At 60.7% G+C, this 26,908-nt stretch carries 25 protein-coding genes; 13 read left to right on the top strand and 12 right to left on the bottom strand.

Annotated features, from left to right (window positions below; genetic code table 11):
- Nucleotides 1–73: 73 nt before the first annotated feature.
- The 3 genes from KVG88_RS07695 to KVG88_RS07705 all read left to right on the top strand — a co-directional run bounded on the left by KVG88_RS07695 (nucleotide 74) and on the right by KVG88_RS07705 (nucleotide 3,661).
- Complete coding sequence (locus KVG88_RS07695; RefSeq protein ID WP_217871005.1) at nucleotides 74–670, top strand: short chain dehydrogenase; 597 nt, start codon at nucleotides 74–76, stop codon at nucleotides 668–670.
- 616 nt (nucleotides 671–1,286) lie between these two features.
- Nucleotides 1,287–1,952: a COG3650 family protein gene (locus KVG88_RS07700; protein WP_150704521.1), complete on the top strand. Its 666-nt coding sequence runs from the start codon at nucleotides 1,287–1,289 to the stop codon at nucleotides 1,950–1,952.
- A 95-nt stretch (nucleotides 1,953–2,047) separates the two neighbouring features.
- Nucleotides 2,048–3,661: an NAD(P)/FAD-dependent oxidoreductase gene (locus tag KVG88_RS07705; protein WP_217871006.1), complete on the top strand. Its 1,614-nt coding sequence runs from the start codon at nucleotides 2,048–2,050 to the stop codon at nucleotides 3,659–3,661.
- Nucleotides 3,662–3,758: 97 nt separating this feature from the next.
- Here the strand turns inward: KVG88_RS07705 and KVG88_RS07710 are convergent, their stop codons facing one another.
- Entirely contained in the window at nucleotides 3,759–4,856 is a 1,098-nt protein-coding gene (locus tag KVG88_RS07710) for a PLP-dependent cysteine synthase family protein (RefSeq protein WP_217871311.1), read from the bottom strand.
- Between the two features lie 247 nt (nucleotides 4,857–5,103).
- Here KVG88_RS07710 and nhaA point away from each other — a divergent pair, with 247 nt between their 5' ends.
- A complete protein-coding gene (gene nhaA, locus KVG88_RS07715) occupies nucleotides 5,104–6,291 on the top strand; it encodes a Na+/H+ antiporter NhaA (RefSeq protein WP_217871007.1) in 1,188 nt (395 codons plus the stop codon).
- A gap of 118 nt (nucleotides 6,292–6,409) precedes the next feature.
- Here the strand turns inward: nhaA and KVG88_RS07720 are convergent, their stop codons facing one another.
- Nucleotides 6,410–6,874 carry an outer membrane lipoprotein gene (locus KVG88_RS07720; protein ID WP_075946830.1) on the bottom strand — a complete coding sequence of 155 codons (465 nt, stop codon included), beginning with the start codon at nucleotides 6,872–6,874 and terminating at the stop codon, nucleotides 6,410–6,412.
- 168 nt (nucleotides 6,875–7,042) lie between these two features.
- Between KVG88_RS07720 and KVG88_RS07725 the strand changes: the two genes are divergently transcribed.
- Nucleotides 7,043–7,279, top strand: a complete 237-nt coding sequence (locus KVG88_RS07725; protein WP_217871008.1) for a hypothetical protein — start codon at nucleotides 7,043–7,045, stop codon at nucleotides 7,277–7,279.
- A 5-nt stretch (nucleotides 7,280–7,284) separates the two neighbouring features.
- Here KVG88_RS07725 and pdxH read toward each other — a convergent pair whose 3' ends face one another.
- From pdxH to dinG, 5 genes are all read right to left on the bottom strand, one after another.
- Nucleotides 7,285–7,932, bottom strand: coding sequence for a pyridoxamine 5'-phosphate oxidase (gene pdxH, locus KVG88_RS07730; protein ID WP_217871009.1), 648 nt, complete (start codon nucleotides 7,930–7,932; stop codon nucleotides 7,285–7,287).
- 24 nt (nucleotides 7,933–7,956) lie between these two features.
- A complete protein-coding gene (locus tag KVG88_RS07735) occupies nucleotides 7,957–9,048 on the bottom strand; it encodes an OmpA family protein (RefSeq protein ID WP_150704515.1) in 1,092 nt (363 codons plus the stop codon).
- Nucleotides 9,049–9,163: 115 nt separating this feature from the next.
- Entirely contained in the window at nucleotides 9,164–10,309 is a 1,146-nt protein-coding gene (locus KVG88_RS07740; protein ID WP_150704548.1) for a serine hydrolase domain-containing protein, read from the bottom strand.
- Between the two features lie 195 nt (nucleotides 10,310–10,504).
- The gene (locus KVG88_RS07745; RefSeq protein WP_217871010.1) at nucleotides 10,505–13,006 is read right to left on the bottom strand and encodes a beta-galactosidase; all 2,502 of its coding nucleotides are present in this window, start codon (nucleotides 13,004–13,006) and stop codon (nucleotides 10,505–10,507) included.
- Nucleotides 13,007–13,102: 96 nt separating this feature from the next.
- Nucleotides 13,103–15,247 carry an ATP-dependent DNA helicase DinG gene (dinG, locus tag KVG88_RS07750; RefSeq protein ID WP_150704513.1) on the bottom strand — a complete coding sequence of 715 codons (2,145 nt, stop codon included), beginning with the start codon at nucleotides 15,245–15,247 and terminating at the stop codon, nucleotides 13,103–13,105.
- 99 nt (nucleotides 15,248–15,346) lie between these two features.
- Here dinG and KVG88_RS07755 point away from each other — a divergent pair, with 99 nt between their 5' ends.
- Nucleotides 15,347–15,811, top strand: coding sequence for a CopD family protein (locus tag KVG88_RS07755; protein ID WP_217871011.1), 465 nt, complete (start codon nucleotides 15,347–15,349; stop codon nucleotides 15,809–15,811).
- 114 nt (nucleotides 15,812–15,925) lie between these two features.
- Here KVG88_RS07755 and KVG88_RS07760 read toward each other — a convergent pair whose 3' ends face one another.
- The 4 genes from KVG88_RS07760 to KVG88_RS07775 all read right to left on the bottom strand — a co-directional run bounded on the left by KVG88_RS07760 (nucleotide 15,926) and on the right by KVG88_RS07775 (nucleotide 18,601).
- A complete protein-coding gene (locus KVG88_RS07760; protein WP_150704511.1) occupies nucleotides 15,926–16,684 on the bottom strand; it encodes a collagen-like triple helix repeat-containing protein in 759 nt (252 codons plus the stop codon).
- The gene (locus KVG88_RS07765) at nucleotides 16,677–16,955 is read right to left on the bottom strand and encodes a DUF1145 domain-containing protein (protein WP_150704510.1); all 279 of its coding nucleotides are present in this window, start codon (nucleotides 16,953–16,955) and stop codon (nucleotides 16,677–16,679) included. Before KVG88_RS07765 ends, KVG88_RS07760 begins: the two co-directional genes overlap by 8 nt.
- A 147-nt stretch (nucleotides 16,956–17,102) precedes the next feature.
- The gene (locus tag KVG88_RS07770; protein WP_217871012.1) at nucleotides 17,103–17,816 is read right to left on the bottom strand and encodes a PA1041 family peptidoglycan-binding anchor lipoprotein; all 714 of its coding nucleotides are present in this window, start codon (nucleotides 17,814–17,816) and stop codon (nucleotides 17,103–17,105) included.
- Nucleotides 17,817–17,905: 89 nt separating this feature from the next.
- Complete coding sequence (locus KVG88_RS07775) at nucleotides 17,906–18,601, bottom strand: PA1041 family peptidoglycan-binding anchor lipoprotein (RefSeq protein ID WP_217871013.1); 696 nt, start codon at nucleotides 18,599–18,601, stop codon at nucleotides 17,906–17,908.
- A gap of 190 nt (nucleotides 18,602–18,791) precedes the next feature.
- Here KVG88_RS07775 and KVG88_RS07780 point away from each other — a divergent pair, with 190 nt between their 5' ends.
- The 4 genes from KVG88_RS07780 to KVG88_RS07795 all read left to right on the top strand — a co-directional run bounded on the left by KVG88_RS07780 (nucleotide 18,792) and on the right by KVG88_RS07795 (nucleotide 20,626).
- Nucleotides 18,792–19,289, top strand: a complete 498-nt coding sequence (locus tag KVG88_RS07780) for a DUF6231 family protein (protein WP_150704507.1) — start codon at nucleotides 18,792–18,794, stop codon at nucleotides 19,287–19,289.
- Between the two features lie 4 nt (nucleotides 19,290–19,293).
- A complete protein-coding gene (locus KVG88_RS07785; protein ID WP_150704506.1) occupies nucleotides 19,294–19,770 on the top strand; it encodes a YchJ family protein in 477 nt (158 codons plus the stop codon).
- Nucleotides 19,771–19,934: 164 nt separating this feature from the next.
- On the top strand, nucleotides 19,935–20,420 hold the full coding sequence (locus tag KVG88_RS07790) for an LEA/WHy family protein (RefSeq protein ID WP_217871014.1): 486 nt from the start codon (nucleotides 19,935–19,937) through the stop codon (nucleotides 20,418–20,420).
- A 5-nt stretch (nucleotides 20,421–20,425) separates the two neighbouring features.
- Nucleotides 20,426–20,626, top strand: a complete 201-nt coding sequence (locus KVG88_RS07795; RefSeq protein WP_034146774.1) for an SEC-C metal-binding domain-containing protein — start codon at nucleotides 20,426–20,428, stop codon at nucleotides 20,624–20,626.
- Nucleotides 20,627–20,727: 101 nt separating this feature from the next.
- Here the strand turns inward: KVG88_RS07795 and KVG88_RS07800 are convergent, their stop codons facing one another.
- Nucleotides 20,728–21,285, bottom strand: coding sequence for a cysteine hydrolase family protein (locus KVG88_RS07800; protein WP_217871015.1), 558 nt, complete (start codon nucleotides 21,283–21,285; stop codon nucleotides 20,728–20,730).
- Between the two features lie 174 nt (nucleotides 21,286–21,459).
- Between KVG88_RS07800 and KVG88_RS07805 the strand changes: the two genes are divergently transcribed.
- From KVG88_RS07805 to KVG88_RS07815, 3 genes are all read left to right on the top strand, one after another.
- On the top strand, nucleotides 21,460–23,910 hold the full coding sequence (locus tag KVG88_RS07805; protein WP_217871016.1) for a penicillin acylase family protein: 2,451 nt from the start codon (nucleotides 21,460–21,462) through the stop codon (nucleotides 23,908–23,910).
- A 141-nt stretch (nucleotides 23,911–24,051) separates the two neighbouring features.
- Complete coding sequence (locus tag KVG88_RS07810; protein WP_217871017.1) at nucleotides 24,052–25,086, top strand: ligase-associated DNA damage response exonuclease; 1,035 nt, start codon at nucleotides 24,052–24,054, stop codon at nucleotides 25,084–25,086.
- Nucleotides 25,083–26,771: an ATP-dependent DNA ligase gene (locus tag KVG88_RS07815; protein ID WP_217871018.1), complete on the top strand. Its 1,689-nt coding sequence runs from the start codon at nucleotides 25,083–25,085 to the stop codon at nucleotides 26,769–26,771. Before KVG88_RS07810 ends, KVG88_RS07815 begins: the two co-directional genes overlap by 4 nt.
- The last annotated feature ends 137 nt before the right edge of the window (nucleotides 26,772–26,908 follow it).

Genomic DNA, 26,908 nt, shown 5'->3' on the forward strand with positions numbered 1-26,908 from the left:
ATTAGTGCGCTTATCCGCAGAAAAAACCACTCTAGACTGAACACTCATTCAAACCCCATGAGGATCCGTACCCATGAAAATTCTTTTGATCGGCGCAGGCGGCACCATTGGTTCGGCGGTCGACAAGGAGCTGTCCCAGCGCCACGAGATCATCCGCATCGGCCGCAACAGCGGTGATCTTCAGGTGGATATCAGTGACAGCGCTTCGATTCGCAAGCTGTTCGAGCAAACCGGCAAGTTCGATGCGCTGATCTGCGCCGCCGGCAATGTGACCTTCGCGCCGCTGGCAGAAATGAGCGAAGAGAGTTTTACCCTGGGCCTCAAAGACAAACTGATGGGTCAGGTCAACCTGCTGTTGATTGGCCGCGAATTCGCCAATGACGGTGCCTCGTTCACCTTCACCACCGGCGTGCTCAGCCACGACCCGATTTACAGCGGTGCCTCGGCCGCGCTGGTCAACGGCGCACTGGACAGCTTTGTCCGCGCCGCCGCCATCGAACTGCCGCGTGGCCTGCGCGTGAACTCGATCAGCCCGAACGTCCTCGTCGAAGCCATGGGTAAATACGCACCGTACTTCCGTGGCTTCAAACCGGTTCCTGCGGCGGATGTGGCGTTGGCCTACGCCAAAAGTGTCGAAGGTTTGCAAACAGGTCAGACCTTTCACATCTAAGAGCAAAAGATCGCAGGCTGCGCCAGCTCCTACAGAGGCATGCGTGTTTCTCGCAGGAGCTGCCGAAGGCTGCGATCTTTTGATCTTCAGCGTACTTGAAGCCGCCAAAAGATCGCAGCCTGCGCCAGCTCCTACAGAGGCATGCGTGTTTCTCGTAGGAGCTGCCGAAGGCTGCGATCTTTTGATCTTCAGCGTACTTGAAGCCGCCAAAAGATCGCAGCCTGCGCCAGCTCCTACAGAGGCATGCGTGTTTCTCGCAGGAGCTGCCGAAGGCTGCGATCTTTTGATCTTCAGCGTACTTGAAGCCGCCATAAGATCGCAGGCTGCGCCAGCTCCTACAGAGGCATGCGTGTTTCTCGCAGGAGCTGCCGAAGGCTGCGATCTTTTGATCTTCAGCGTACTTGAAGCCGCCATAAGATCGCAGGCTGCGCCAGCTCCTACAGAGGCATGCGTGTTTCTCGCAGGAGCTGCCGAAGGCTGCGATCTTTTGATCTTCAGCGTACTTGAAGCCGCCAAAAGATCGCAGCCTGCGGCAGCTCCTACAGAAGCCAGCTCAAAGGGTTGTGATGAACGGTCAGGCTGCGTAACGTGGCGGCACTTGTCAGGAGACCCCAAGATGCGTGTTGCCCGTTCCCTAGTCCTCGTTGCCCTGCTTCCGCTGTTCGCTGCCTGCCAGTTGCTGGATGGCCCGCGCGAGAATGCCTCCCACGTCGGCCAGACCCGCATGCAAGGCCAGTTGACGGCAGCGGATGGCAAGCTCTTGTTCCAGCCGTGCGGCGACCAGCGTCGTTATGTGGTCAACGACACGGGCGGCACCAGCGTGCTGCAACAGGCCGCGAGCCTGGCTGATAACCAGGGCAAGCTGTTCGCCGACGTGCGTGGGCGGATCGTTGCCGGCAACGGCGACGGCCAGCTCGATATGGAAACGCTGTACCGCGTCGAGCGCTCGGGCAATGCCTGCAACGATCCCGATTTCAAGTTGCTGATCCTGCGTGCAACCGGCCATGCGCCGGAGTGGAGCGTGCGCGTCAGCGGCAAAGGCATGGTCATCGACCGCGTCGGGCAGCCGCCGATGGCCGTGCCCTACGTCGAAGAACAACTGGGCGATGGCCGCTTCAACCTGAGCACCGAAGCCAACAATCAACACATTGAATTGTGGGTCGCACCGCAACGCTGCGTCGACAGCAGCACCGGTAGCATCCAGCACATGAGCGCCGAGCTGCGCATCGACGGCCAGGTGCAGCGCGGTTGCGGGTATTTCGGCGGTTCACGCGACGACTGATCGTTTAAGCCTCACGGAACAGGGCCTTTGGCGCTTATAATCGCCGGCTTCAAACGCCCTGGCGCAGTTGTGCGCCCCGCGAACCGGATCCCGCCATGTTACGAATCACTGAACTCAAGTTGCCGATCGACCATCCCGAAGAAGACCTGCGCCCTGCCATCGTGCAGCGCCTGGGTGTCGCCAGCGATGACTTGCTCGATTTCACCTTGTTCAAGCGCAGCTACGACGCGCGCAAAAAGTCCTCCGAACTGTGCTTCATCTACACCATCGACCTCAACGTTCGCGATGAGGCGGCGGTGCTGCACAAGTTCGCCGATGACCGTAACGTCAACGTGGCGCCGGATGTCAGCTACAAAGAAGTCGGCCAGGCACCGGCCGACCTGAGCGCTCGCCCGATCGTGGTCGGGTTCGGCCCATGCGGGATTTTTGCCGGCCTGCTGCTCGCGCAAATGGGCTTCAAGCCGATCATCCTCGAACGCGGCACCGAAGTACGCCAGCGCACCAAAGATACGTGGGGCCTGTGGCGTAAAAGCGTGCTCAACCCTGAATCCAACGTGCAGTTCGGCGAAGGCGGCGCGGGGACATTCTCCGACGGCAAGCTCTACAGCCAGATCAAGGACCCGAAATTCCTCGGCCGCAAAGTCCTGCATGAGTTCGTCAAGGCCGGTGCGCCGGAAGAAATTCTCTACGTCAGCAAACCGCACATCGGTACATTCCGCCTGACTGGCGTGGTGGAAAACATGCGTGAGCAGATTCGCGCCCTCGGCGGTGAAGTGCGCTTCCAGCAGCGCGTTACCGATGTGCTGATCGAAGACGGCCAATTGGTCGGCGTCGAGCTCCATGGCGGCGAGCAGATCCATTCGAAACACGTAATCCTGGCCCTCGGCCACAGCGCCCGCGATACCTTCCGCATGCTTCACGGCCGCGGTGTGTTCATGGAAGCCAAACCGTTCTCGGTGGGTTTCCGTATCGAGCACCCGCAGTCGCTGATCGACCGCGCGCGCCTGGGCAAATACGCCGGCCACCCGAAACTTGGTGCCGCCGACTACAAACTGGTGCACCACGCCAAGAACGGCCGTTCGGTCTACAGCTTCTGCATGTGCCCGGGCGGCACCGTGGTGGCGGCGACTTCCGAGCCGAACCGCGTGGTCACCAACGGCATGAGCCAGTACTCGCGTAACGAACGTAACGCCAACTCCGGGATCGTTGTCGGGATTACCCCGGAAGTCGATTACCCGGGCGGCCCGCTGGCCGGCATCGAGTTACAGGAACGCCTGGAATCCCATGCCTTTGTGCTGGGCGGCAGCAACTACGAAGCCCCGGCGCAACTGGTTGGCGACTTCATCGCCGGCAAGCCGTCCACCGCGCTGGGCACCGTTGAACCGTCCTACAAACCGGGCGTTGCCCTGGGCGATCTGGCCTTGGCTCTACCGGACTTCGCCATCGAAGCGATCCGCGAAGCACTGCCGGCATTCGAGAAGCAGATTCGTGGCTACTCGCTGCACGATGCCGTGTTGACCGGAATCGAGACCCGCACCTCATCGCCGCTGCGCATTACCCGCAACGAATCGATGCAGAGCCTGAACGTGAAGGGCTTGTTCCCGGCCGGTGAAGGCGCAGGTTATGCGGGCGGGATTCTGTCGGCGGGTGTTGACGGGATTCGGATTGCCGAGGCTGTGGCCCGCGACATCCTGGGCCTGGAAGCTTAAGGGTTAAAAACAAAAGATCGCAGCCTTCGGCAGCTCCTACAGGTTTTACACCATCCCCTGTAGGAGCTGCCGAAGGCTGCGATCTTTTCATTTTGTTTTAGATATTTGCGCGCAAAACCGAGTCTGGCAACGGCTCACCCCGCTCCACCGTCGCCCTCACCACCTCGATCAACCCACTCAACTCATACCCCTGCGCCTTGAGCCAGGCCCGATCGTAATAGGTCGTGGCATAGCGCTCGCCGCTGTCACACAGAATCGCCACCATCGACCCGGTCTCTCCCGCCGCCTTCATGTGCTGCGCCGCCATCAGCGCGCCGATCAGGTTGGTGCCGCTCGACCCGCCCACATGCCGCCCCAACCGCTCCGCCAGGTAATGCATCGCCGCCAGCGACAACGCGTCCGGGACTTTGACCATTGCGTCGATCACCTTGGGCAAAAACGACGCTTCGACCCGTGGTCGGCCAATGCCTTCAATGCGCGAACCATGGTCGAGACGCAGGCTGGCGTCGCCGGTCTGGTAGTAATCGAAAAACACCGAGCGCTCGGCATCGGCGCACAGCACGCGAGTGCTGTGTTGGCGATAACGCACGTAGCGGCCCAGCGTTGCGGTGGTGCCACCGGTGCCGGGGCTGGAAATCAGCCAGCTCGGTTCCGGATGTTGCTCGAAGCGCATTTGCTGAAAAATCGATTCGGCGATGTTGTTGTTCGCCCGCCAGTCGGTTGCGCGCTCGGCGTAGGTGAACTGATCGATGAAATGCCCGTCGTGTTCACGGGCCAGACGCTCGGATTCGGCATAGATCTGCGTCGGATCGTCTACCAGGTGGCTTTGGCCACCGTAGAAGGCGATCTGCGCGATCTTCTCTTTGGAAGTGGTCGCAGGCATTACCGCAATGAACGGCAAGCCCAGCATCCGCGCGAAGTAAGCCTCGGAAATCGCCGTCGAACCGCTGGACGCTTCGATCACCGGCGCACCGGGCTTGAGCCAGCCATTACACAGCGCGTACAGGAACAGCGACCGCGCCAGCCGGTGCTTGAGGCTGCCGGTGGGATGGCTGGATTCATCCTTGAAGTACAACTCGATGCCCGGAAAACCCGGGAGCGGCAACGGGATCAGGTGGGTGTCGGCGCTGCGCTGGAAGTCGGCTTCGATGATCCGGATCGCTTCGCGGGACCACTGTCGGTTGTCGCTCATGATGGTTTACTCGTTGAATCGGGCAGGAGTCGGCCTTTTAACAGGGCTCAACCAACAAGCTTAGGAAAAAACCTACATTGAGCACAGATACAGCTGAGCTCCAATACGTCTGACAACTGCTAGGCTCAGGTCCGTAGCCCCGAATCGCCCTGTAACGACATATAACAAAAAAGAATATAACTTTTGTTTTAACAACTAACAGGAATTGTTAGGGTGTAACACCTTTTGAATTCACAGATGGAGAGCGACCTTGCCTCTGCGTAGCACTTTCACGCGTTTCTTTCAGTTGGAAGCTGCCAGCGGTCTGTTACTGATCGCCGCTGCCGTTCTGGCTTTAATCATCAACAATTCGCCGCTGTCGTGGCTGTACAACGGCCTGCTGGAAACCCCGGTGGTCGCACAGGTCGGTGCACTGCAAATCGCCAAACCACTGCTGTTGTGGATCAACGACGGCCTGATGGCGATGTTCTTCCTGTTGATCGGCCTGGAGGTGAAGCGCGAAGTCCTCGACGGGCAGCTGTCCAAGCCATCACAGATCGTCCTGCCCGGCGCCGCAGCCATCGGCGGCATGGTCGTGCCAGCGCTGATCTATTGGTTCCTCAACCGTGACAACCCGGCGGCCCTGAGCGGCTGGGCGATCCCGACCGCCACCGACATCGCGTTTGCACTGGGTGTGCTGGCGCTGCTGGGCAAACGGGTTCCGGTGTCGCTGAAGCTGTTCCTGATGACCTTGGCGATCATCGACGACCTGGGCGCGATCATCATCATTGCGATCTTTTACTCGGGCGCGCTATCGACCCTGTCACTGGCGCTGGCAGCGGCGTGCATCGCGGCGCTGATCGGCATGAACCGGCTCGGGGTGGTCAAGCTCGGGCCGTACATGATCATTGGTTTGATCCTCTGGGTCTGCGTGCTCAAGAGCGGCGTGCATGCCACGTTGGCCGGCGTGACCCTGGCGTTCTGCATTCCGCTGCGCACCAAAAATGCCGAGACGTCGCCGCTGCTAACCCTTGAACACGCCCTGCATCCATGGGTGGCTTACGGCATTCTGCCGCTGTTCGCCTTCGCCAACGCGGGCCTGTCACTGAGCGGTGTCACCGCCGAAAGCTTCACCCACGACGTACCGATGGGCATCGCTATAGGCCTGTTGCTGGGCAAGACCGTCGGCGTGTTCGGCCTGACCTGGCTGGCAGTCAAAATCGGCATTGCCGCCCTTCCCCAAGGCGCCAACTGGGGCCAGATCCTCGGCGTCGCGATTCTCTGCGGCATCGGTTTCACCATGAGCCTTTTCGTCGGCTCACTGGCCTTCGAACCGGGTGTCAGCGACTACGCCGGGATGGACCGCATGGGGATCTTGACTGGCTCGATACTGGCCGCGTTGATCGGCTATGCAGTGACGGCGATGGCCAGTCGCAAGAGCACTACCCTGTCATCCTGAGAAACTTCAGCTCGCCGGGCATTTGAATGAGTGGATTGAAAAAACCATTTAACTGACCCTAAAAAGCAAAACCCCGACTAGCTACCTGATCGGGGTTTTCTTTTAAGCGTATTCGCGCTTAGTGCGAAACGCGGCTGGTGCCATCAACCGTGGCAATTCGCACGCGCTCGCCAACGCGGAACACTTCGTTTTCCTGAACCTGCTGCACGTAGGCGCGCATGCTGCCGTCGTCTTCGCGAACGGTGATTTCCACGCCCTGGGTACGGGTCAGGCCTTCCTCAGTGGCCGAGCCGATCAGGCCGCCAGCGACGGCGCCGATGACTGCCGCGACGATGCTGCCTTTACCGCCACCGATGGCGCTGCCGCCAACGCCGCCGACAGCTGCACCGGCGAGGCCGCCGATCGGGGTTTTGGTGCCTTCGATTTTCACTGGACGCAGCGCTTCGATGGTACCCATGCGAATCGTCTGCACGCGACGCGCTTCGTCACGGGAGTACGAGTCACCGGTCAGGCTCGATTGGCAACCAGTGAGCAACATCGCCATCGTGGAAAAGGAAGCAACCAGCAGGACAGACTTACGCATAGCATCAACTCCAAAGGACAGGTATTCATTAAACTCCGCAGCTTGACGCCTGTCACGGCATCGCCCGGATAAAAATGATTTCATTCAGTCCCCGTACAGGGCCCGTGCGCGAACTCACCACACAGTCGCGGCAATTTCGGCAATCTGCGCCGCTGGCCGAGGATTCTCATGGATTACTTTATCATTGTCGTCACTACCGTCGCTGCCCTGTACTTCCACGGGTGGCTGTACGTACGGATCAAACGCTGGATGGACCGCGATATGGCGTTAGCGCTGGCCGGGAATGACGAACGCAAAAAAGCGTTCATGCTCCAGCAACTGGCAACCGCTCAGGCGCAAAAGATCAAGCGTCGAGACCTGCCGCAATGGCTGGAGGCCGCTGCAGCAGGCTATCTCGAGCGGTAGACTGCTCAGGGTGCCAGACGTTCAAGAATCCAGCTGGCGCCCTGCAGACGATAGTTGAGGCGGTCATGAAGACGGCTCGAACGGCCCTGCCAGAACTCGATGCGTTCCGGCAGCAGACGGTAACCACCCCAGTGTTCAGGGCAGTGAGGCTGGGTGTCGCTGAAACGCTGCTCGGTATCCTTGAGCAAAGCCTCCAGCTCCCCACGGTCGGCGATCACCCGGCTTTGCGGTGATGCCCAGGCGCCGAGGCGGCTGCCCAACGGGCGAACCTGATAGTACGCATCGGACTCTTGCGGCGTGACCTTCACTACCCGTCCTTCAATCCGAACCTGACGTTCCAGGGTCGGCCAGAAAAACGTCATGGCCCCGAACGGGTTCGCGGCCAGTTGCTGGCCTTTGGCACTGTCGTAGTTGGTGAAGAAGGTGAAGCCCTTTTCGTCCAGGCCCTTGAGTAGCAGGATACGGCAATGCGGTCGACCGTCCGGGTCGACCGTGGCCAAGGTCATGGCGTTCGCTTCCACCGGTGCCTGTTCGGTTTTCACCGCGTCGGCGAACCACTGGTGGAACAGCGCAAACGGCTCGGCCGGGGCTTGCGCCTCGGTCAGGCCATCACGGGTGTAGTCGCGGCGCATATCAGCCAAGGCCTTGGTCATGGCGCATTCCTTTTGGTTAACGAATCACTTCTTTGTGGTGTCGGCGGCCGCGACTTTCTTGGTGTCGGTAGCGGCTTTGGCCGGTGCAGTCTTTTTCGCCGGCGTCGCGGTTTTAGCCGGGGTCTTCTTGGCGGCGGCTTTCTTGGCCGGCGCTTTTTTCGCGGCTGGAACGGCAGCTTTCTTGGCGGCTGGGGCCGGGGTCACTGGCTTGGCGACCGGTTTGATGTCTTGCGCAGCCACCAGGGTTACCGGCGCCGGAGCCGGCATGTTGTACTTGCTCAGCAAGGCAACCATGGTGTTTTGCGGGGTCACCAGCAGTTCTACTCGACGGTTCAAGGCACGGCCTTCAACGCTGTCGTTGGCTGCACGCGGCGCTTCACCCCCCATGCCGCGCAACATCAGACGATCACGCTGCAGACCGCTGAGACGGAAAATCGCGGCGACCGCTTGCGCACGTTCCTGGCTCAACTTGACGTTGGCAGGCGCTGCGCCCGAGGTATCGCTGTGGCCCAGAACCAACACGGCAGTCTTAGGATCGACTTCGAGGATTTTCGCGACACGGGTGAACGGGCCGAGGGTCACCGGCAGCAACATGGCCGGACGATCCGGGTTGAACGAGCCTTCGACCGGCGCGGTCACTACCAACACATTTTCACGTCGTTCGAGTTGCAGATTGCTGTCCTTGATCGCAGTACGCAAGCGCGGCTCGTAGTCGTCGAGCCAGGCTTGGGTGACTTTCGGATCAGGCATCGGCACGACTTTGGCGGTGCTCTGCTCTTTGCCGCCGAACGGCCACCACCATTTGCCGCCGGCATCGGCATCAGCCTTTGCGACTGCAGCGGGCTTGGCTTCAGGTTTCACTTCCGGTTTGGCAGCAGGCTTGTTCGCATCGTCATCGGAACCGAATGGCCAGTACCAATGGCTGGCGCTTTCGGTCTTGGCGACCGGGGCGCTCGCGGCGGGTTTCAGGGGTGCCGGTGCAGGTTCTTTCGAGGCGACTTTGTCGGAAGACCCGAACGGCCACCAACTGCCGCCATCCGCATCATTTTTAGGATTCTGTGCGCAACCAGTGATAGCGAAGCACAGTGCCAAAGCGAGGGTTGGTTTGGTTGACATTGGATATCCACAAAAATGAAGTAATAAAAAAATCAGGCCTGATTGGCCCGTATAAACAGACGCTTTGAAACTGAAAAGGCTTTCGGGTTCCAGCTCCGGGAACCCTTAGCGGGTTTTACAGACAAGTGGCCAGTACCCGCACAAGCTTTTGTGCGCGCGGATCCATCAAGACGTACGGCCCCAGTGTATTTGTCACAAAACCGAAAGCCACATCGTGCTCCGGGTCAGCAAAACCGATGGAGCCCCCGGCACCCGGATGTCCGAACGCTCGCGGGCCCAGGCCGAATGTCGCGTTGGGCACATCCGGTTGATCGAGCATGCAACCCAGGCCGAAACGGGTCCGGGTCAGCAGTGTCTTGTCTTCGCCGAGGCTGTGTTCACGGGTCAATTCGTCGAGCATTTCGCTTTCCAGCAGGCTGCCATCGAGCAAACCGGCGTAGAACCCGGCCAGACTGCGAGCATTGCCGTGGCCATTGGCCGCCGGCTGTTGCATGCGCCGCCATTCCGGTTTGTTGGTGCTGGTCAGCACCGACGGTGGATTGGTGAATGCGCGGGTGGTCATGGCCGTTGGCTCACGCATAGTCACTTGCAACAGGCGCTGGGCGGCGGCATCGCCAACGTTGCCCTTGCCGCGAGCGATGTGCGCCACGCGGTGAAACTCTTCATCGGCCAGACCGACGTGGAAATCCAGGCCCAACGGCTTGGCGACCCGCGCCACAATCGATTCACCCGGACCGCGCCCGTCAGCCCGGCGCAGCAATTCGCCAACCAGCCAACCGTAGGTGATGGCCGCATAACCGTGGCCGTCACCCGGTGTCCACCAAGGAGCCTCGGCGGCCAACGCGTCGACCATGGTTTGCCAATCGTAAAGGGCTTCGGGCGCCAGCAGCTCGCGCAGTGCCGGCAGGCCAGCCTGATGGCACAGCAGCTGACGCAGGGTCACGGCTTCTTTGCCCGCCGCGGCGAATTCCGGCCAGTAGCGGGCGACTGGTGTGTCCAGTTGCAGCTTGCCTTCGGCGACCAGTTGCAGCGCGGTCACGGCGGTAAACGTTTTGGTGCAGGAAAACAGGTTGGCGATGGTGTCGCTGTGCCAGGCCTCGGCGCCATCCTTATCGGCGGTGCCGGACCAGAGGTCGAGCACGGTTTCGCCACCGATCTTGATGCACAACGCCGCGCCACGTTCCTGGGGATCGTCGAACAGCGCCGCGAATGCCTCGCGCACTGCCTCGAACTTAAGCTCGTAATGACCCTGAATCTGCACCCGCAACTCCCCGGATAAACGCTCTACAAAGTGGCCCGCATTGTTCCAGCCCTTGAGGGTTTTGGGAACAGGGTCGGGCCGGGCGGTCAATTGAAGATCAAGATCAAAAGATTGCAGCCTGCGGCAGTTCCTAGCATGGCAATGCATTCATCCTGTAGGAGCTGCCGCAGGCTGCGATCTTGGCGGCCACAGCTTTTAGTGACCTTTACCGGAATGCCCACCCGCGCCCTTCCCCGGGCCTTTGCCGGCATTGGCTTCTCTGCCGCCTTCGGCGTCGTGGGTGGCCTTGTTCGCCTCGGCGGCGGCTTTCTCGGCTTCCTTGGCCAACTGATCGATGGCGGTCAGGTTGCTTTTGCGCACGCTGTCGACGAAGCCCTGGAATGGCAGATCGGTAATGCCCACCAGGCCAAAATGCCCGTTTTCACCGTCGAGCAAACGCCCGGTGACCGGTTGATCGAGGTACTGGAACCAGTGCACGCCGACCACCGACGGTTCGCTCAACGCCTGTTTGAGGAAGTTTGCATAGGCCGGGCCGCGGTCTTCTTCCTTATCCAGTTGCGTCACGCCGCCCCAGAACGGGCCGCGGTCCGTGGAGCCGAAGTTGAATTCGGTAATCAACACCGGTTTGTCCAAAGCACGCAGCTTGGCGAAGTCATAACCGTCCTGCGGTTGCAGGGTGTACATATTGAAGCTCAATACATCGCAATACTGGGCGCAGGACTGCACGGCTTCCGGTGTGCTGATGGCGAAACGGCCGCCGAGCAACAACTGGTTCGGCGCGTGCCATTTGAGCGAATCGGAAATGGTCTTGAAATAAGTGTCGGCGAACACTTTCTGGAAGTATTTGAAGTCGGCTTCGATTTCCGGGTGCTCGGCGCTCGGCAGCGGCGGAATGAACCCCGGGTCTTCCATCAATTCCCAAGCAGGCAGATCAATGCCCCAGGCTTTCGACAAGCCTGCCTGGTTGCGGTACTTGTCACGCAATTGCTTGAGGAACGCGCGCTTGGCCGGCACATCGGTGGTCATTTTCAAGGTGCCGTAGGCCAAGGCATAGCGGGCTTTCGGGTCATCGCCGGGACCGGCCCAGGCCAGCTCGTTGTCGGCGTAGTAACCGATCAGCCATGGATCGTCGCGGTGGTCCCGGGCGGCGATGGCCACGGCGCGTTCGGTGGCCATGGCGAAACGCGGGTCGAACGGGTCAGGCATGCCACCCCACCAGTCGCTACCGGTGCTGATGCTGGCGTAATCGCCGACGATCGACAGCGGCAAGGTGTATGGCACTCGGTCCGCGTTGGCCAATGTTGGCGCGCTCCAGTTACCCACAGTGTTGAAACCCCAGGCTTGCAAACGGTCGAGGGTGTGGTTGGTCCAGCGTTTTTCGTCGAACGCCACTTTGCAAGGTTCAGCAGGCGCAGGCTCGGCGGATTTGGCCGCCGTGGCGTCGCTGGCATCGGTTCTGGCCGCTTCGGCCACACCGGATTCAGCACTCGAAGGCGCTACCGGTTGTTCGGCGGCTTTTTCTGCCGTTGCCTCCACCGCGTCAGCCTTGGCGGCAGCGGCTACACCGGCCTTGGTTTCGCTGCCCAGTGCACAAGGGTCGCCGTACAGGCGCTGCAAGTTAGCCCCGTAAAAATCGTACCAGCGACCGAAGTTGAAGCCTCGTCCCTGATCGACACCGTTGCCGCCGCGGTTATCCCCTTCGCCAAAATGGCTGGCCAACGGTTCCTCAGCCTTGGGCAAGGATTCGAACATCCACTCGCGACCGGCGACGTACGTCGGGTTGACGTCTGCGGTGACGGTGTTGACGCCCAGCGAATAGAACGGATGCCCTTCAGGCGTCACCAGATACCAGCGACCGTCGCGTTTCTCGGTGCGGAAAAAGCCGCTGGCCTTGAACGCCGGGCCTTTGTTCCAGCCGCCGAACTTGTCCAGTGACGACTTTTCGCGCTCGGCCAGCCAGGTTTTCAGCTGTTGCTGTTCCTTGGCGGCGGCGCTTTTCAGCTGTTCATCGTTATTGACCTTCTCCGGCCATTTGGCCCGGGTCGATTGGCCATAAGCATCCACCAGCCCGCCATATACGGCCTTGGTTATGGACTCGCCATCCTGCACGCCAAAGCGTTCCAGCAAGATGCTTTGGGCGACTTTCGGTTGATCCATCGACACGCTCACCGATACCACTTGGCTGCGGTTGAGTTCACCGGTGCTGCTGGTCAGCAGGATGCGCTGACCGTCGATTGTCATTGGCATGGGTGGCCCGGCTTTCATGCCCTGGCCCAGCGGCGACGTTGGCTGCAACGGAACCAGCAGGGTTTGCGCCGGCCCGGCCGGCAGATCGACGCGGCTGACCAGGGTTTTGCCATCGTTGCTCTGGATGGTCACGTACAGGGTCACGGCCCAGTTCATGGCGCTCTGGATCCGCAGGCTCATCACGCCCGATTGCGACCAGTCCCAGGCCCCGGTCTGCGGGGTCAGGCGCAGGGTCGGCTTGGCCACCGGGTTGAACGTCACCCGGCGCAGCACCTCACCCTCGGCGGTTTGCTCGGCGTTGGATTGCGGCAGGCTGGCGTCCTGAGTCGCCACCTGGACCACGTCGGCGGGGCGTACAAAGTTGAACAGCGTCTGCTGTCCGGCAGGGGCGGCCAGCAAGGGCGTTGCGAACAACAGGGCAAAAACAGCAGGCAACGAACGGCGAATCATGAGAACGAAATTCTCCCTAACGACCTTCAATGGGCCAATGGAAAAGCGATGGCTGAAAGATAGACAACGCGGTGGGCAAAACTGCCCACCGGTGTTTCAGGAAATTTCACGTCGGAAAGGAGGCAACGCATTGAGGATCGCTTTGCCATAACGCTGGGTCACCAGACGCCGGTCGAGCAAAGTGATGGTGCCGCGGTCTTCTTCGGTACGCAGCAAGCGCCCGCAGGCCTGTACCAGTTTCAGCGAGGCATCCGGCACCGAGATCTCCATGAACGGATTGCCACCACGGGCTTCGATCCATTCGGCCAGTGCCGCTTCGACCGGATCATCCGGCACCGAGAACGGAATCTTGGCGATGACCACGTGCTCGCAATAGGCGCCGGGCAAGTCGACCCCTTCGGCAAAGCTTGCCAGGCCGAACAACACGCTGGAATCACCGCCATCGACCCGCGCCTTGTGCTTGTTCAGGGTTTCCTGTTTCGACAGGTTGCCTTGAATGAACACCTGCTTGCGCCAGTCCCGGTCGAGACCGTCGAACACGTCCTGCATTTGCTTGCGCGACGAGAACAGCACCAGCGTACCGCGCGAGCCTTCGACCAGGTCCGGCAGATCGCGGATGATCGCGGCGGTATGCGCTGCGGCATCCCGCGGATCGGCGTTGAGGTTCGGCACCCGCAGCACACCCGCATCAGCGTGATGGAACGGGCTCGGCACTACGGCGGTGACGGCTTTTTTCGGCAGACCGGCGCGCATGCGGAAACGGTCGAACGTGCCGAGGGCGGTCAGGGTCGCCGAGGTAACCAGGCAGCCATAAGCCACGTTCCAGAGGTTGCGCCGGAGCATTTCCGCCGCGAGGATCGGGCTGGCGTTGACCTCGATGTCGAACAGCGAACCGCTTTCGGCAAGCGTCAACCAACGGGCCATGGGCGGGTTGTCTTCCGGGTCTTCAGCGGTGAACGCGACCCACAACTCCCAGTTGCCCGAAGAACGCGACAAGAGGCTGCCGAACAGTGGATACCACTCTTCGGCCTGGTTGCTGGCGATGCCGATGTTGACCTCGCCATCCATGCCTTCCTTGAGCAATTCGGTCAGGCGCGTGAACAGGTCAGTCAGACGGGCAAAGCCTTTCTTCAATTCGGTGCCCATCTCGCGCATGTGCTCGGGAATCACCCCGCCGACGAACCGATGACGCGGGCGTTCGCGGCCTTCGACGTCTTCACCGGGTTTGAAATCGGCGGCTTGCTCGCAGGCGGTGAACATGAACTGCTGTTGGGTCTTGATCTCCCGCGCCAGCTCCGGCACCTGTTCGATCAACTTGCCCAAATCGCCAGGCAACGGGTGTTGCGCCAGCAATTTGGTGAGGTTCTTCGCGGTGGTTTCCAGCCAGTCGGCGGTGGAGCGCAGGCGTGTGTAATGAGCAAAGTGGCCGATGGCTTTGTCCGGCAGGTGGTGGCCTTCGTCGAACACATAGATGGTGTCACGGGGGTCCGGCAACACCGCGCCGCCGCCCAACGCCAGGTCGGCCAGCACCATGTCGTGGTTGGTGACGATCACGTCGACCTTGCCCATGCCTTCGCGAGCCTTGTAGAAGGCGCATTGGCCGAAGTTCGGGCAATGGCGATTGGTGCATTGGCTGTGATCGGTGGTCAGGCGCGCCCAGTCGGCGTCTTCGAGCGCGGTGGACCAACTGTCGCGGTCGCCGTCCCACTTATTACCGGCGAGCTTCTCGATCATGCTGGTGAACAGCTTCTGGCTGGCCTCATCGACCTCGATCTTGAAGCCTTCTTCTTCGAACAGCTGGGCTGTGGCGGTTTGCGCGTGGCCTTCTTGCAGCAACATGTCGAGCTTGGACAGGCACATGTAGCGCCCGCGGCCCTTGGCCAGGGCGAAGCTGAAGTTCAGCCCGCTGTTGCGCATCAGGTCGGGCAAATCCTTGTAGACGATTTGCTCTTGCAGGGCGACGGTCGCGGTGGCGATCACCAGGCGCTTGCCGGCAGCCTTCGCGGTCGGGATCGCGGCCAGGCTGTAGGCCACGGTCTTGCCGGTACCGGTGCCGGCTTCCACCGCGACAATCGCGGGGTCGCCACTGCGCCGACCTTCGTCGTCGGTGTCGATATCACCGAGGACTTTGGCAACTTCGGCGATCATCAGGCGTTGGCCGTAGCGCGGCTTGAGGCTCTTGGCTTCGAGAAAACGCGAATAGGCGCCCTGGATCGTTGTTTTGAGTTCGGTGCTGATCATTGATTGTCGGGCGCAAAAAACGCTGGATAAATTTTCAGTGGTTCGGTTCGGCGGCTATCATACCCCGCTAATGAATCCCGCGCAGAACGGAGTACCTGAATGACCGCTTTTAGCCTTGTTTATAGCCTGCATGTCCTCGCCGCGCTGGTGTGGGTTGGCGGCATGTTTTTCGCCTGGATGGTCTTGCGCCCCGCGGCGATTACGGCGCTGGAGGGCCCTGCCCGTTTGAAGCTGTGGGTAGAAGTGTTTCAAGGTTTTTTCCGCTGGGTCTGGGGCGCGGTGGTGCTGTTGCCCGTCAGCGGTGTGGTCATGCTGAATATGAATTTCAACGGTTTTGAACACGCGCCACGCTACGTGCAAGTGATGATGGGTTTGTTTGTGGTGATGACGGCGCTGTTCATCCGGATCCAGGCGTTGCTGCTGCCGGAGTTACGCACGGCCGTACAAGCGCAGGACTGGCCGACAGGGGCTACGGTGCTGGGGAGGATTCGTCGATTGGTGGGGATTAATTTGCTGGTGGGGTTGGTGGTCGTGACGATTGCTGCGGTGCGGCCAATGTTCTAGGCAATCACGTTGTAGGAGCTGCCGCAGGCTGCGATCTTTTGATGTTGCCTTTTCGGAGCAAGATCAAAAGATCGCAGCCTGCGGCAGCTCCTACAGTGCATCTTCAGGCGTTGCTTACAACCGCTGCACCGTCACCGAACCCGCGGCGCCAGCAGCTCCCGGTTGGCCATCAGCGCCCGGTTTGCCACTCTTGCCGCCATCGGCCTTGTAGACGAAACAGCCCTTCGCTTTACCGCCCGCCCCCGGTTTGCCACCAGGACCTGCCACGCCACCGGCACCGCCAGTGACCTGGACCTTGATCTGTTCTGCCGGGTAATCATGCGGCACCGCCAACTTCACCAGTGCTCCCGGTGCGCCTGGCTGACCATCACTGCCGTCGCTGCCATCGGCACCTCGGCCGGCCTGCCCCCAAGTGCAGCCCGGGGCCTGACCATTGGCCCCGTCAAGGCCGACAAACCCTGGCGCACCCGCACCGCCGCGCGCGTCGACGATCAATTGTGGAGCATTGAGTGTCTTGATCTGCAGATTCAGATTGCGCCCGGAGCGGGCCGCTTTCTGATAAGTGCCGGGGGCGCCACGCGCAGTAATCTGGCTGCCTTCGGCCAGCTCGGCGCGGCTGACTTTCAATTCCAGCGCCTGTTCACTCGGCACGATGGCGATCCGCGCATCACGCCCCAGGTGCAGTTCGCCAACGGTCACTTCGGTCACGTTCGACGGGATCAGCAACGTGCCGTAGTCCGCCACTTCCAGGCGTTCCAGCTGCAAGGTGCTGGTGGTGTTGGGCAAACGCATCAGCGAGTTGGTTTCGACGCTCACCACCTGGGCGCAGGCCAATGGGCTGATGAGTGCGGCGAGCAGACAGAGTTTACGCATGGGAAGCCTTAGATGCGGTGGGAGCGGGAATGGTTTGCAGGTGGAAAACGCCGAAAACGACAATCTTCAGGCGATCACGCCAAGGGTGGGCGCGGCCTTTGAGGCTGCGGTTGCAAAATAGCGCTTCAAGCAGATGGAGGATTGCCAGAACACCGCCGGACAGTTCGACCAGCAGGTGCAGCGGATGGACAAACGGGATGAGCTGATTGACCAGCACCACCAGCCAGAACAGCAGGGTCAACAGCTTCCCCAGCCCCCAGATCACCTTCATACGCCCCTCGATGAGAATTATTCTTTGCGCGCACAGTAACGGCTTCCACGCGGGATAAGCCAGAGGGTGAGCGAAAATTCTTCATGAAGATCGCCGAATGGCCGTCGAAACGCGGGTAATCCGCGCTCGACAGCTCTAATCCGCGGCTCAGCGATTGATGTGCAATTCCACGCGACGGTTTTTCGCGCGCCCTTCTTCGGTTTCGTTATCGGCCACTGGCTGGCTTTCACCCTTGCCCTCGCTGGTGAGTTTGTTCGGTGCTACACCCTGGGCCAACAGATACTCCGCAACGCTGCTGGCGCGACGCTCCGAAAGACGCTGGTTATAGCTGTCCGAACCGACGCTGTCGGTATGACCGATCACCTTGATGCTCACCACGTCGGCGTCCTCCAGTTTGCCCATGATCGCATCGAGTTCGCTTTTCGCGGTCGGGGTCAGGTCCGACTTATCGAAGCCAAAGAACACGTCGTTGCTCAAGGTGATGACTTCAGGCGCCACAGGTTCGGCCGGTTTCACGCTGGCCGGGTATTGCGGCAATGGGCAACCGTGATGTTCCACAGGGGTGTTGGCCGGGGTGTCGGGGCAGCGATCGCGGCGGTCAAACACGCCATCGTCGTCTTCGTCACCATCCTGGGCGTAACAGATCAAGCCACCGGTCAAAATACCGAGCGCCGCTCCACCGGCCGCCCAACCGCTACTTTCGATAGCGCCCAAGCCTCCGCCGACCAGTCCGCCAAGAAGGCTGCAGATCGGCCAGGTACGTTGATTGAGGGGGGCAGTGCCATCGCTGTGAGTAGCGCAACCGGTTAACAGGCTGCCCAGCAGCAGAACCGGTAAGACGGTCCGTGTGAGATTGCTCATTTTGAAAGCTCCTGTGTCACCGGCCGATGCCGGTTACACAGGAGTAAAGACCCGCATCCGCGACTGCACAAGCCGCGGATGCAAGGGACCTAGCGGTTGATCTTGATTTCTGTGCGACGGTTCATCGCGCGGCCGTCAGCGGTTTTGTTATCGGCAACCGGCTGGCTTTCACCGGCACCCTGAACCGACACGAAGCTGTTGCGTGGCACGCCTTCCTGGATGAGGTATTCAACCACCGAGTGGGCGCGTTTATCCGACAGTTTCTGGTTGTAGGCATCACTGCCGACACTGTCAGTATGACCGGTGACCGTCAGTTGAGCGTTTAGCGCCTCACCTTTCAGGCGAGTCGCAATCTTGTCGAGTACGGTCTTGTCGGCTGAGGTGAGTGTGGCTTTGTCGAACTGGAAGTGAACATCGCGGATGACGATGGTTTCTTCCTTGACCACAACGGCCTCTTCAACCACTGGAGCAGGTGCTGGAGGTGGGCAACCGTCGGCATCGACCTGCACGCCTTTAGGCGTGCCCGGGCATTTGTCGCGGCTATCCGGCACACCATCACCGTCTTCGTCACCATCACCGTGAACCCAGCAATAAGCTGCTGCCGTACCGCCGACAACCAGGGCGCCCCAGCCTGCCCACGACGAGCTCTCGGTCGCGCCGAGACCCGCACCTACGACACCACCGACGGCCGCACAGGTCGGCCAGTCGGTTTTCTGCAAACCTGCACAACCAGTCAACACACTGGTTAGCAGAACCAGGGGTAATGCTGTCCGAACTATGCTCATCTAGTTTTCTCCTTAAGGATCGGCTTAGAACCGATTCAGGGAGTAAAGACCCGACTTTAATTCTCCGCCAGCAATAGGCCATTGCAGTTTTGTCCCATGTTCACGGCAGATCGTCACTTTTCGAGTAAAGCCGCTCTAGGCTCGAACTTGCGGGCAGGCTAGTCTTGGCACATCTGATTGAGGAACTTCGATGATTGCAGCTATTTCTTCGCGCACGCCGCAACAGGCGCTGGCCGCTTTGCTGGATCGTTACGCTCCGGCGCGGCTGTTGCTGATTGGCGCCAGTGAGTTTCCGGCACTGGAAGCCTTCAAGCTCGCGCACCCAGACAGCTGCGTGGCGCACGCGGCGCCCGGGCCGTTGCCAACGGAGCTGGCGGCGCGCCGGTTTGATCTGGCGCTGGTGGTTGATTGCCTCGAACACTTGCCCAAGCGTGATGGTTTGAACCTGCTCGGTGGCATTCGCAACCTCAACGCCAGTCGCATCGCGGTGCTGGCCGACTTGCCGGCCAGCGGTTGGCAGGAAACCGATTTTTTCTCCCTGGCATTGCAAGCCAGTGAGCGCTTCCAGCGTGACGAGCAGGTGCTGACTCTGTTTACCTATGATCTGCTTGACTACAAACAAGTCCCCGACTGGCTCAATTCACGCTTCTGGGCCAATCCGGAAAACTTCGGGAAATATTGGTGGTAACGCAATGAGTACATCCATTTGTCCTTGCGGCAGCGGCACCCTGCTCGACGCCTGCTGCGGTCATTACCATGCCGGCCACCCGGCCCCGTGCGCCGAAGCCCTGATGCGCTCGCGCTACAGCGCCTATGTTCTGGGCCTGATCGATTATCTGGTGGCGACCACCCTGCCCGCCCAGCAAAACGGGCTCGATCGGCAGTCGATCAGTGACTGGAGTGCCCAAAGCACCTGGCTGGGCCTTGAGGTGGAAAGCTCGGAAGTGCTCGGCGGCCAGCCGGAACACGCGTTCGTGACCTTTACCGCACGCTGGCACGACGGCAGCGGCGAACACAGCCATCGCGAACGCTCGTCGTTCGTGCAGAACGCGGGCCGCTGGTATTTCATCGACCCCACCGTGCAACTCGACATCGGGCGCAACGACGCCTGCCCTTGCGCCAGCGGGCAGAAGTTCAAGAAGTGCTGTTCAGGCTATTTCGGCAGTTGAGGTGATCACCCGTAGCAGCTGCCGAAGGCTGCGTTCGAGTGCGAAGCGCTCGTCAAAGGTAGACCATTGTGTTTCAGGAAGAACGCGCAGGAAGGTTTCGCGACTGCTGCGCAGCCGGACGCAGCCTTCGGCAGCTGCTACAGGTTCAAGGGAGACAATCGACCATGATCACCCGGCGACTCGCACAATGTTTGCTCACGCTAACTTTTTGTCTGGCGTTCAGCGGTTGTGCGTCCTGGTTCAGCAGCGATGAACGGGATCCCGCAGTGCATCTGGTCAGGGTTGAGGTGGTGCGGGCGAAGCTGCTGGAACAACGTTTTATGCTGCACTTTCGCATCGACAACCCCAATGACAGCGACCTGACCGTGCGTGGCCTGGAATACCGCATTCATCTGGGGGACATCCTGCTAGCGGAAGGCGAGCACGAACACTGGATCACCGTGGGGCCCAATAGCAGCCGTTTTTACAAGGTTCCGATCCGCACCAACCTGTGGCCGAGGGTCAAAGACCTGGTCAAACAACTTAAAAGTCCCGAGCAAGCCATCCCGTATCGTCTCGAAGGTGAAATGGAAACCGGTTTATTCATCGCCCACTACGTGCACCTGGCGCGTAATGGCGTGATAATCCCCGCCGATCTAATTCCGGAGTAACCCCGATGACCCAGCAACCCCATGTCCATGGCCCTGACTGCAACCACGATCATGACCACCATGATCACGACCATGGCCATGTCCACGGCCCGAACTGCGGCCACGCCCACCAGGAACCGGTGCGCAATGCCTTGAAAGACGTTGGCCGCAACGACCCTTGCCCATGCGGCAATGGCAAGAAATTCAAGAAGTGCCACGGCGCTTGATGGGTTAACCCCATCCCCCTGTAGGAGCCGGCTTGCCGGCGATCAACGCAACGCGGTTTGCCAGACACACCGCTTCGCTGGCAAGCCAGCTCCCACAGGTTTCAATCAGTCGTGAGAATCTGCGCGGTATCGACCACCGTCGCATACTCTCCATGCAAATTTCCCAGCGACATGCCGTGCACTTCTTCTGCGGAACGGGCATGACTGAAAAAATCAGCCTTGTCGAAGGTAAAGCACGCGTCGTGCACCACCCAAGTGTCAAACCCCAGATTGCCTGCCGTGCGCGCCGTGGACTCCACCGAGTTGTGGGTCGCCACGCCGACGATGACCAACTGAGAGATCCCTGCCTCGCGCAACAGTACTTCGAGCCCCGTCGAACAAAAAGCATCAGGCACCTGTTTCTGAATCAGTTGCTCGCCGGGCAAGGGGCTGAAGCGTTCCTGAAACTCCACACCCGATTGCTGCGGCCAGAACACCGAGTCTTCGGAGCGGGACAAGTGTTGGACATGAATGATCGGCCGCGCGCTGCGGCGCCAATGCACCAATAATTCGAGCATGCGCTCCTCGGCCTGCGGATTGTTCCGACGCCCGAGCCTGGGGTGCAGGATGCCTTTTTGTTGGTCGATGATGATCAGTGCGGCGTTTTTCTCCAGATGCATACCGATTCTTTCCAACCATTGGATTTTAAGATCAAAAGATCGCAGCCTTCGGCAGCTCCTACAAGGCTGTGGTAGCAGACAAATCCTGAAATAACCTTGTAGCCCGCTTGCGCGCCCACCTCCCGCTCACTAACGTAGCGCCTTTACTGACGCTACCCCCGCAGGAGCTTTGCCATGGCCTCGCCAGCCCTTACACATTTTCTACCCCGGTTCGGCGTTGCCGCAGCAGTCGCGGGGGTTTTGAGCCTGACCGGGTGTCAGAGCTTCAATGCCCAGGACACCCTCGTACCGACCTCCGGCGTACAGCCGATCAAGGGGCTGGCGCAGAATGTTTCAGTGCGTCGCAACGCGATGGGCATGCCGTTGATCGAAAGCAGCACGTTCCACGACGCGCTGTTTACCCTCGGTTATGTGCACGCCAGCGACCGCATCACGCAAATGGTCACCCTGCGCTTGCTGGCTCAGGGCCGACTGGCGGAAATGCACGGTGCGGACTTGCTCGACGCCGACCGCTACATGCGCGCCGTCAATCTGAAGAAAAGCGCCGGTGAACTGTACAAAGCCTCTTCGCCGCGTCTTAAACGCTTCTTTGAAGTCTATGCCCGCGGGGTCAACGCCTACCTGTTCCGCTACCGCGACAAGCTGCCGGCCGACCTCGTTGCCAGCGGCTACAAGCCTGAATACTGGAAACCGGAAGATTCGGCGCTGATTTTCTGCCTGTTGAACTTCAGTCAGTCCGCCAACCTGCCGGAAGAAATTTCCACGCTGGTACTCGCGCAGACCGTCACCACCGACAAACTGCCGTGGCTGACGCCGTCCGCGCCCGATGAAAAACTGCCATTGGCGGAAAGCGACAAGCTGCAAGGCATCAAGCTCAGTGGGCAAGTACCGGGGCTGTCTGACATCAGCAAGGCCACCAGCCAACTCTCAGAGCTGAACCTGCTGGGCGCCACGTCCTCGAACAACTGGGCGATTGCCCCGCAACGCAGCCGCAGCGGCAAAAGCCTGCTGGCCAGCGACAGCCATGGCCCGATGGGCGTGCCGTCGCTCTATAGCTACGTGCAGATCCGCGCCCCGAAGTATCAGGCTTCGGGCGTGACCATCGCCGGGTTGCCCATGGTGCTCGGTGGTTTCAACGGCAAAGTGGCGTGGAGCACGACGACCGTCATGGGTGACAACCAGGACCTGTTCCTGGAAAAAATCCGCCGCCAGGGCAACGGGCTTGCCTACGAAACCAACGGCAAATGGCAGCCGGCGATCGTGCGCAACGAAACCTACTTCGTCAAAGGCCAGCGGCCGATTCGCGAAGCGGTGTACGAAACACGCCACGGTCCGCTGCTCAACAGCGCACAAGGCCTGGCGCAAGGCAACGGCTTCGGCCTGGCCTTGCAGACACCGAACTTCACTGACGACAAATCCCTGGACGCGTTTTTCGACCTGTCCCGCGCGCAGAGTGTCGAGAAAGCTTCCGACGCCAGCCGCGAGATCCGTGCCATCGCCTTGAACCTGGTGTTTGCCGATGCCAGCAACATTGGCTGGCAAGTCACCGGCCGTTACCCGAACCGCCGCGAAGGCGAAGGCCTGCTGCCCTCGCCGGGCTGGGAAGATCGCTACGATTGGGACGGTTACGCCGACCCGATGCTGCACCCTTACGACCAAGACCCGGCGCAAGGCTGGCTCGGCACCGCCAACCAACGGGTCATCCCCCATGGCTATGGCATGCAGTTGTCCAATTCCTGGTCGGCACCTGAACGTGGCGAGCGCCTGGCGGAGCTGGCCGGCGTGGGCAAACATGACACCCGCAGCCTGATCGCCATGCAGTACGACCAGACCACCACGTTCGCCGCCAAACTGAAGAAAATGTTCGAAGCGCCGGGCATGGCCCAGCCGCTCAAACAGGCCATCGAGACCCTGCCGGTGGCGGATCGCGGCAAGGCGCGCGAGGCGTTGACGCGGTTGATGGCGTTCGACGGCAAACTGGCCCCGACCTCCACCGACGCGGCAATCTACGAGCTGTTCCTGCAAGAGAGCATGAAGCAGATTTTCCTCGATGAACTGGGGCCGGAAAGCAGTCCGGCATGGAAAGCCTTCGTCGCCAACGGCAAATTGTCCTATGCCGCCCAGGCCGATCACTTGCTGGGCCGCGAAGACAGTCCGTTCTGGGATGACGCGCGCACCGCGCAGAAAGAAGACAAACCGGTGATTCTCGCTCGCAGTCTCGCCGCGGCGATCACCGCCGGTGACAGTCAGTTGGGTGGCGATCACAAAGCCTGGCAGTGGGGCAAATTGCACCGCTATGAATGGAAGAACGCCAGTGACCAGACCGTGCGTGGCCCGATGCCGGCGGGCGGCGACCACACCACGCTCAACACCGCGGCGTTTGCCTGGGGCCAGGACTTCAACACCACGCTGGCCCCGGCCATGCGCTTTATCGTCGACTTCGGCCAACCCGAACCGTTGATGGGCCAGAACGCCACCGGCCAATCCGGCAACCCCGCCAGCCCGAACTACCTGAACAGCGTCGATCCATGGCTCAAGGGTCAATACCAGAGCTTGCCGATGCAGCCGCAAAACTTTGACAAGGTGTACGGGACCAAGCGCTTGACCCTGACACCGGGCAAGTAAGATCAAAAGATCGCAGCCTGCGGCAGGGCGTAGGAGCTGCCGCAGGCTGCGATCTTTTGCATTTTGATTTCAGAAAATCGATAGAACTTCTCACCCCGCGCCAGCCTCATAGCTAACAAGTCCCCCCACCCCGGCCATGCCATGGATCTTGTCATCGCGCGTCCCGAAGGCTTGTACTGTCCCGCCGGCGATTTCTATATCGATCCGTGGCGGCCGGTCGAACGCGCGGTGATCACCCACGCCCATGGCGACCATGCGCGCACCGGCAACCAGCATTACCTGGCAGCGGCGCCCGGCGAAGGGATTCTGCGCACGCGTCTGGGGCAGGACATCAACCTGCAAACGCTGCCCTATGGCGAGCGCTTACTGCACCAAGGCGTTACGTTGAGTTTTCACCCCGCCGGCCATGTGCTCGGTTCGGCCCAAGTGCGTCTGGAATACGGCGGCGAAGTCTGGGTCGCTTCCGGTGATTACAAGATCGAACCCGACGGCACCTGCGCCCCGTTCGAACCAGTGCGTTGCGATACTTTTATCACTGAGTCGACGTTCGGCCTGCCGATCTACCGCTGGCAACCTCAAGCGCAAGTCTTCGCCGAAATCAATCAGTGGTGGCAAGCCAACGCGGCCGAAGACAAAACCAGCGTGTTGCTGTGCTACGCCTTCGGCAAAGCCCAGCGCATTCTCCACGGCATCGACGCCAGTCTCGGCCCGATCCTGACCCATGGCGCGGTTGAGCCGCTGAACCGGGTGTACCGGGAAGCTGGCGTTTATATACCGCCCACGATCTACGCCGGCGAGGTCGACAAAAACGATCCGTTGATGCGCAAAGCACTGGTCATCGCCCCGCCCTCAGCCGGTGGCAGCACCTGGATGCGCCGCTTTGGCGAGTACAGCGATGGTTTCGCCAGTGGCTGGATGCGCCTGCGCGGCACCCGTCGGCGGCGCGGAGTGGATCGCGGTTTCGTGCTCTCCGACCATGCGGACTGGCCCGGCCTGCTCTGGGCCATTGAACAGAGCGGCGCTGAACGGGTGATGGTCACCCACGGTTCAGTCGCCGTGCTGGTGCGCCACCTGCGCGAACAAGGCCTCGACGCCCAGGCCTTCGAGACCGAATACGGCGACGATGAAGAAGAGCCGCTGGCCGTCGAACCCGAACCCGTCGAGGCGCTGACATGAGGGCGTTTGCCGAGTTGTATGCCGAGCTCGATGCGACGACCTCCAGCAACGCCAAACTGGCGGCGATGCAACGCTACTTCGCCCAATCTGCACCGGAAGACGCCGCGTGGGCAGTGTATTTCCTGTCCGGTGGGCGGCCCCGGCAACTGGTGCCGGTGCGTCTGCTGCATGAACTGGCCGTGATCCATTCCGGCCTGGCGCCGTGGTTGTTCGAAGAAAGTTATCAATCCGTCGGCGATCTGGCGGAAACCATTTCGCTGATCCTGCCCGATGCGCCCCATGTTTCCACCGATGGGCTGGCCGCGTGGGTCGAAAACAACCTGCTGCCGTTACGCGGCGAATCCCCGGATGTGCTCGCCCAGCGCCTGCCTGAACTCTGGTCGCAACTGGACCGCACCAGCCTGATGCTCTGCATCAAATTGATTACCGGCAGCTTCCGCGTTGGCGTCTCCAAACTGCTGGTCACCCGCGCACTCGCCGCCATGGCCGATCTGGACAGCAAACGCGTGGCACAACGCCTGGTGGGCTACACCGACCTGTCCAATCGCCCGAGCGCCGCCAGCTACTTGAAGTTGATCGCCGCCGAATCGGCCGATGAACACGCCCAGCGTGGCGGTCAGCCCTATCCGTTTTTTCTCGCCCACGCACTGGCGCAACCGGTTGAACAATTTGAAGCGTTGCTTGGCCCGGCCAGCCGCTGGCAAGTGGAATGGAAGTGGGACGGCATCCGCGCCCAAGTAGTCAAGCGCGCCGGGCAGCTGTGGATCTGGTCGCGGGGTGAAGAGTTGGTGACCGAGCGTTTTCCAGAACTGGGCACACTGATTCACGGCCTGCCCGACGGCACGGTGATCGACGGTGAAATCGTAGTCTGGAAAAGTGCTCAACCCGACACCGAAGACGCCTTCAATCCACACTCGCCAACCGCACCCGCCGTGCAACCGTTCGCCCTGCTGCAACAGCGCATCGGCCGTAAAACCCTGAGCAAGAAAATCCTCAGCGATGTCCCCGTGGTCATCCTCGCGTACGACTTGCTGGAATGGGCTGGCGAGGACTGGCGCAATCACCCGCAGGCGCAGCGCCGTGCGCAACTGGAACAGGTCATTGCCCGTTGCAATCAGCCGGTGTTGCTGGCGTCGCCGCTGCTGACCGGCGATGACTGGTTCGACCTCGCCCGCCAGCGCGAAGCATCCCGCCGGCTCGGGGTCGAAGGCATGATGCTCAAGGCTCGCGACGCGCTCTACGGCGTGGGTCGGACCAAGGACATGGGCGTCTGGTGGAAATGGAAGGTCGACCCGTTCAGCGTCGACGCTGTGCTGATTTATGCGCAACGCGGCCATGGACGCCGGGCCAGTCTTTTCAGCGACTACACCTTTGCAGTCTGGGACGGTCCGGCCGACGCCAGCGAACGCACGCTGGTGCCCTTTGCCAAAGCCTATTCGGGCTTGACCGATGCAGAAATGCGCCAGGTCGACAGCATCGTGCGTAAAACCACCGTCGAAAAATTCGGCCCGGTGATCAGCGTTAAACCGAGCCTGGTGTTTGAGCTGGGCTTTGAAGGGATTGCCTTGTCCAAACGGCACAAAAGCGGGATTGCGGTGCGCTTTCCGCGAATGCTGCGCTGGCGGCAGGACAAGTCGGTGGAAGAGGCTGACCATCTGGGAACGCTGCAGGATTTGCTCGGCTGATCACCTTCCCCGAGAACCAAAAGGGTGCAGCCCTTCCACGGCGCCCGATTTCGTGCACTAATCCCATCCCGGCGATTTCCTGAATGCCTTTTAAACGCTTGTTCGGCACTCTGGTTCGGAAATTGCTACTTTCATTA

It is taken from the genome of Pseudomonas azerbaijanoccidentalis, from assembly GCF_019145495.1.
GTDB lineage: Bacteria > Pseudomonadota > Gammaproteobacteria > Pseudomonadales > Pseudomonadaceae > Aquipseudomonas > Aquipseudomonas azerbaijanoccidentalis.

What these genes read in the sequence shown, in the direction of transcription:
- KVG88_RS07815 (WP_217871018.1), top strand. Translation starts at nt 25,083, where the DNA reads ATGAGGGCGTTTGCCGAGTTGTATGCCGAGCTCGATGCGACGACCTCC.
- KVG88_RS07700 (WP_150704521.1), top strand. Translation starts at nt 1,287, where the DNA reads ATGCGTGTTGCCCGTTCCCTAGTCCTCGTTGCCCTGCTTCCGCTGTTC.
- KVG88_RS07800 (WP_217871015.1), bottom strand. Translation starts at nt 21,285, where the DNA reads ATGCATCTGGAGAAAAACGCCGCACTGATCATCATCGACCAACAAAAA.
- KVG88_RS07755 (WP_217871011.1), top strand. Translation starts at nt 15,347, where the DNA reads ATGACCGCTTTTAGCCTTGTTTATAGCCTGCATGTCCTCGCCGCGCTG.
- KVG88_RS07770 (WP_217871012.1), bottom strand. Translation starts at nt 17,816, where the DNA reads ATGAGCAATCTCACACGGACCGTCTTACCGGTTCTGCTGCTGGGCAGC.
- KVG88_RS07790 (WP_217871014.1), top strand. Translation starts at nt 19,935, where the DNA reads ATGATCACCCGGCGACTCGCACAATGTTTGCTCACGCTAACTTTTTGT.
- KVG88_RS07720 (WP_075946830.1), bottom strand. Translation starts at nt 6,874, where the DNA reads ATGCGTAAGTCTGTCCTGCTGGTTGCTTCCTTTTCCACGATGGCGATG.
- KVG88_RS07780 (WP_150704507.1), top strand. Translation starts at nt 18,792, where the DNA reads ATGATTGCAGCTATTTCTTCGCGCACGCCGCAACAGGCGCTGGCCGCT.
- KVG88_RS07745 (WP_217871010.1), bottom strand. Translation starts at nt 13,006, where the DNA reads ATGATTCGCCGTTCGTTGCCTGCTGTTTTTGCCCTGTTGTTCGCAACG.
- KVG88_RS07765 (WP_150704510.1), bottom strand. Translation starts at nt 16,955, where the DNA reads ATGAAGGTGATCTGGGGGCTGGGGAAGCTGTTGACCCTGCTGTTCTGG.
- KVG88_RS07810 (WP_217871017.1), top strand. Translation starts at nt 24,052, where the DNA reads ATGGATCTTGTCATCGCGCGTCCCGAAGGCTTGTACTGTCCCGCCGGC.
- KVG88_RS07735 (WP_150704515.1), bottom strand. Translation starts at nt 9,048, where the DNA reads ATGTCAACCAAACCAACCCTCGCTTTGGCACTGTGCTTCGCTATCACT.
- KVG88_RS07775 (WP_217871013.1), bottom strand. Translation starts at nt 18,601, where the DNA reads ATGAGCATAGTTCGGACAGCATTACCCCTGGTTCTGCTAACCAGTGTG.
- KVG88_RS07760 (WP_150704511.1), bottom strand. Translation starts at nt 16,684, where the DNA reads ATGCGTAAACTCTGTCTGCTCGCCGCACTCATCAGCCCATTGGCCTGC.
- dinG (WP_150704513.1), bottom strand. Translation starts at nt 15,247, where the DNA reads ATGATCAGCACCGAACTCAAAACAACGATCCAGGGCGCCTATTCGCGT.
- KVG88_RS07695 (WP_217871005.1), top strand. Translation starts at nt 74, where the DNA reads ATGAAAATTCTTTTGATCGGCGCAGGCGGCACCATTGGTTCGGCGGTC.
- KVG88_RS07805 (WP_217871016.1), top strand. Translation starts at nt 21,460, where the DNA reads ATGGCCTCGCCAGCCCTTACACATTTTCTACCCCGGTTCGGCGTTGCC.
- KVG88_RS07795 (WP_034146774.1), top strand. Translation starts at nt 20,426, where the DNA reads ATGACCCAGCAACCCCATGTCCATGGCCCTGACTGCAACCACGATCAT.
- KVG88_RS07705 (WP_217871006.1), top strand. Translation starts at nt 2,048, where the DNA reads ATGTTACGAATCACTGAACTCAAGTTGCCGATCGACCATCCCGAAGAA.
- KVG88_RS07725 (WP_217871008.1), top strand. Translation starts at nt 7,043, where the DNA reads ATGGATTACTTTATCATTGTCGTCACTACCGTCGCTGCCCTGTACTTC.
- KVG88_RS07785 (WP_150704506.1), top strand. Translation starts at nt 19,294, where the DNA reads ATGAGTACATCCATTTGTCCTTGCGGCAGCGGCACCCTGCTCGACGCC.
- pdxH (WP_217871009.1), bottom strand. Translation starts at nt 7,932, where the DNA reads ATGACCAAGGCCTTGGCTGATATGCGCCGCGACTACACCCGTGATGGC.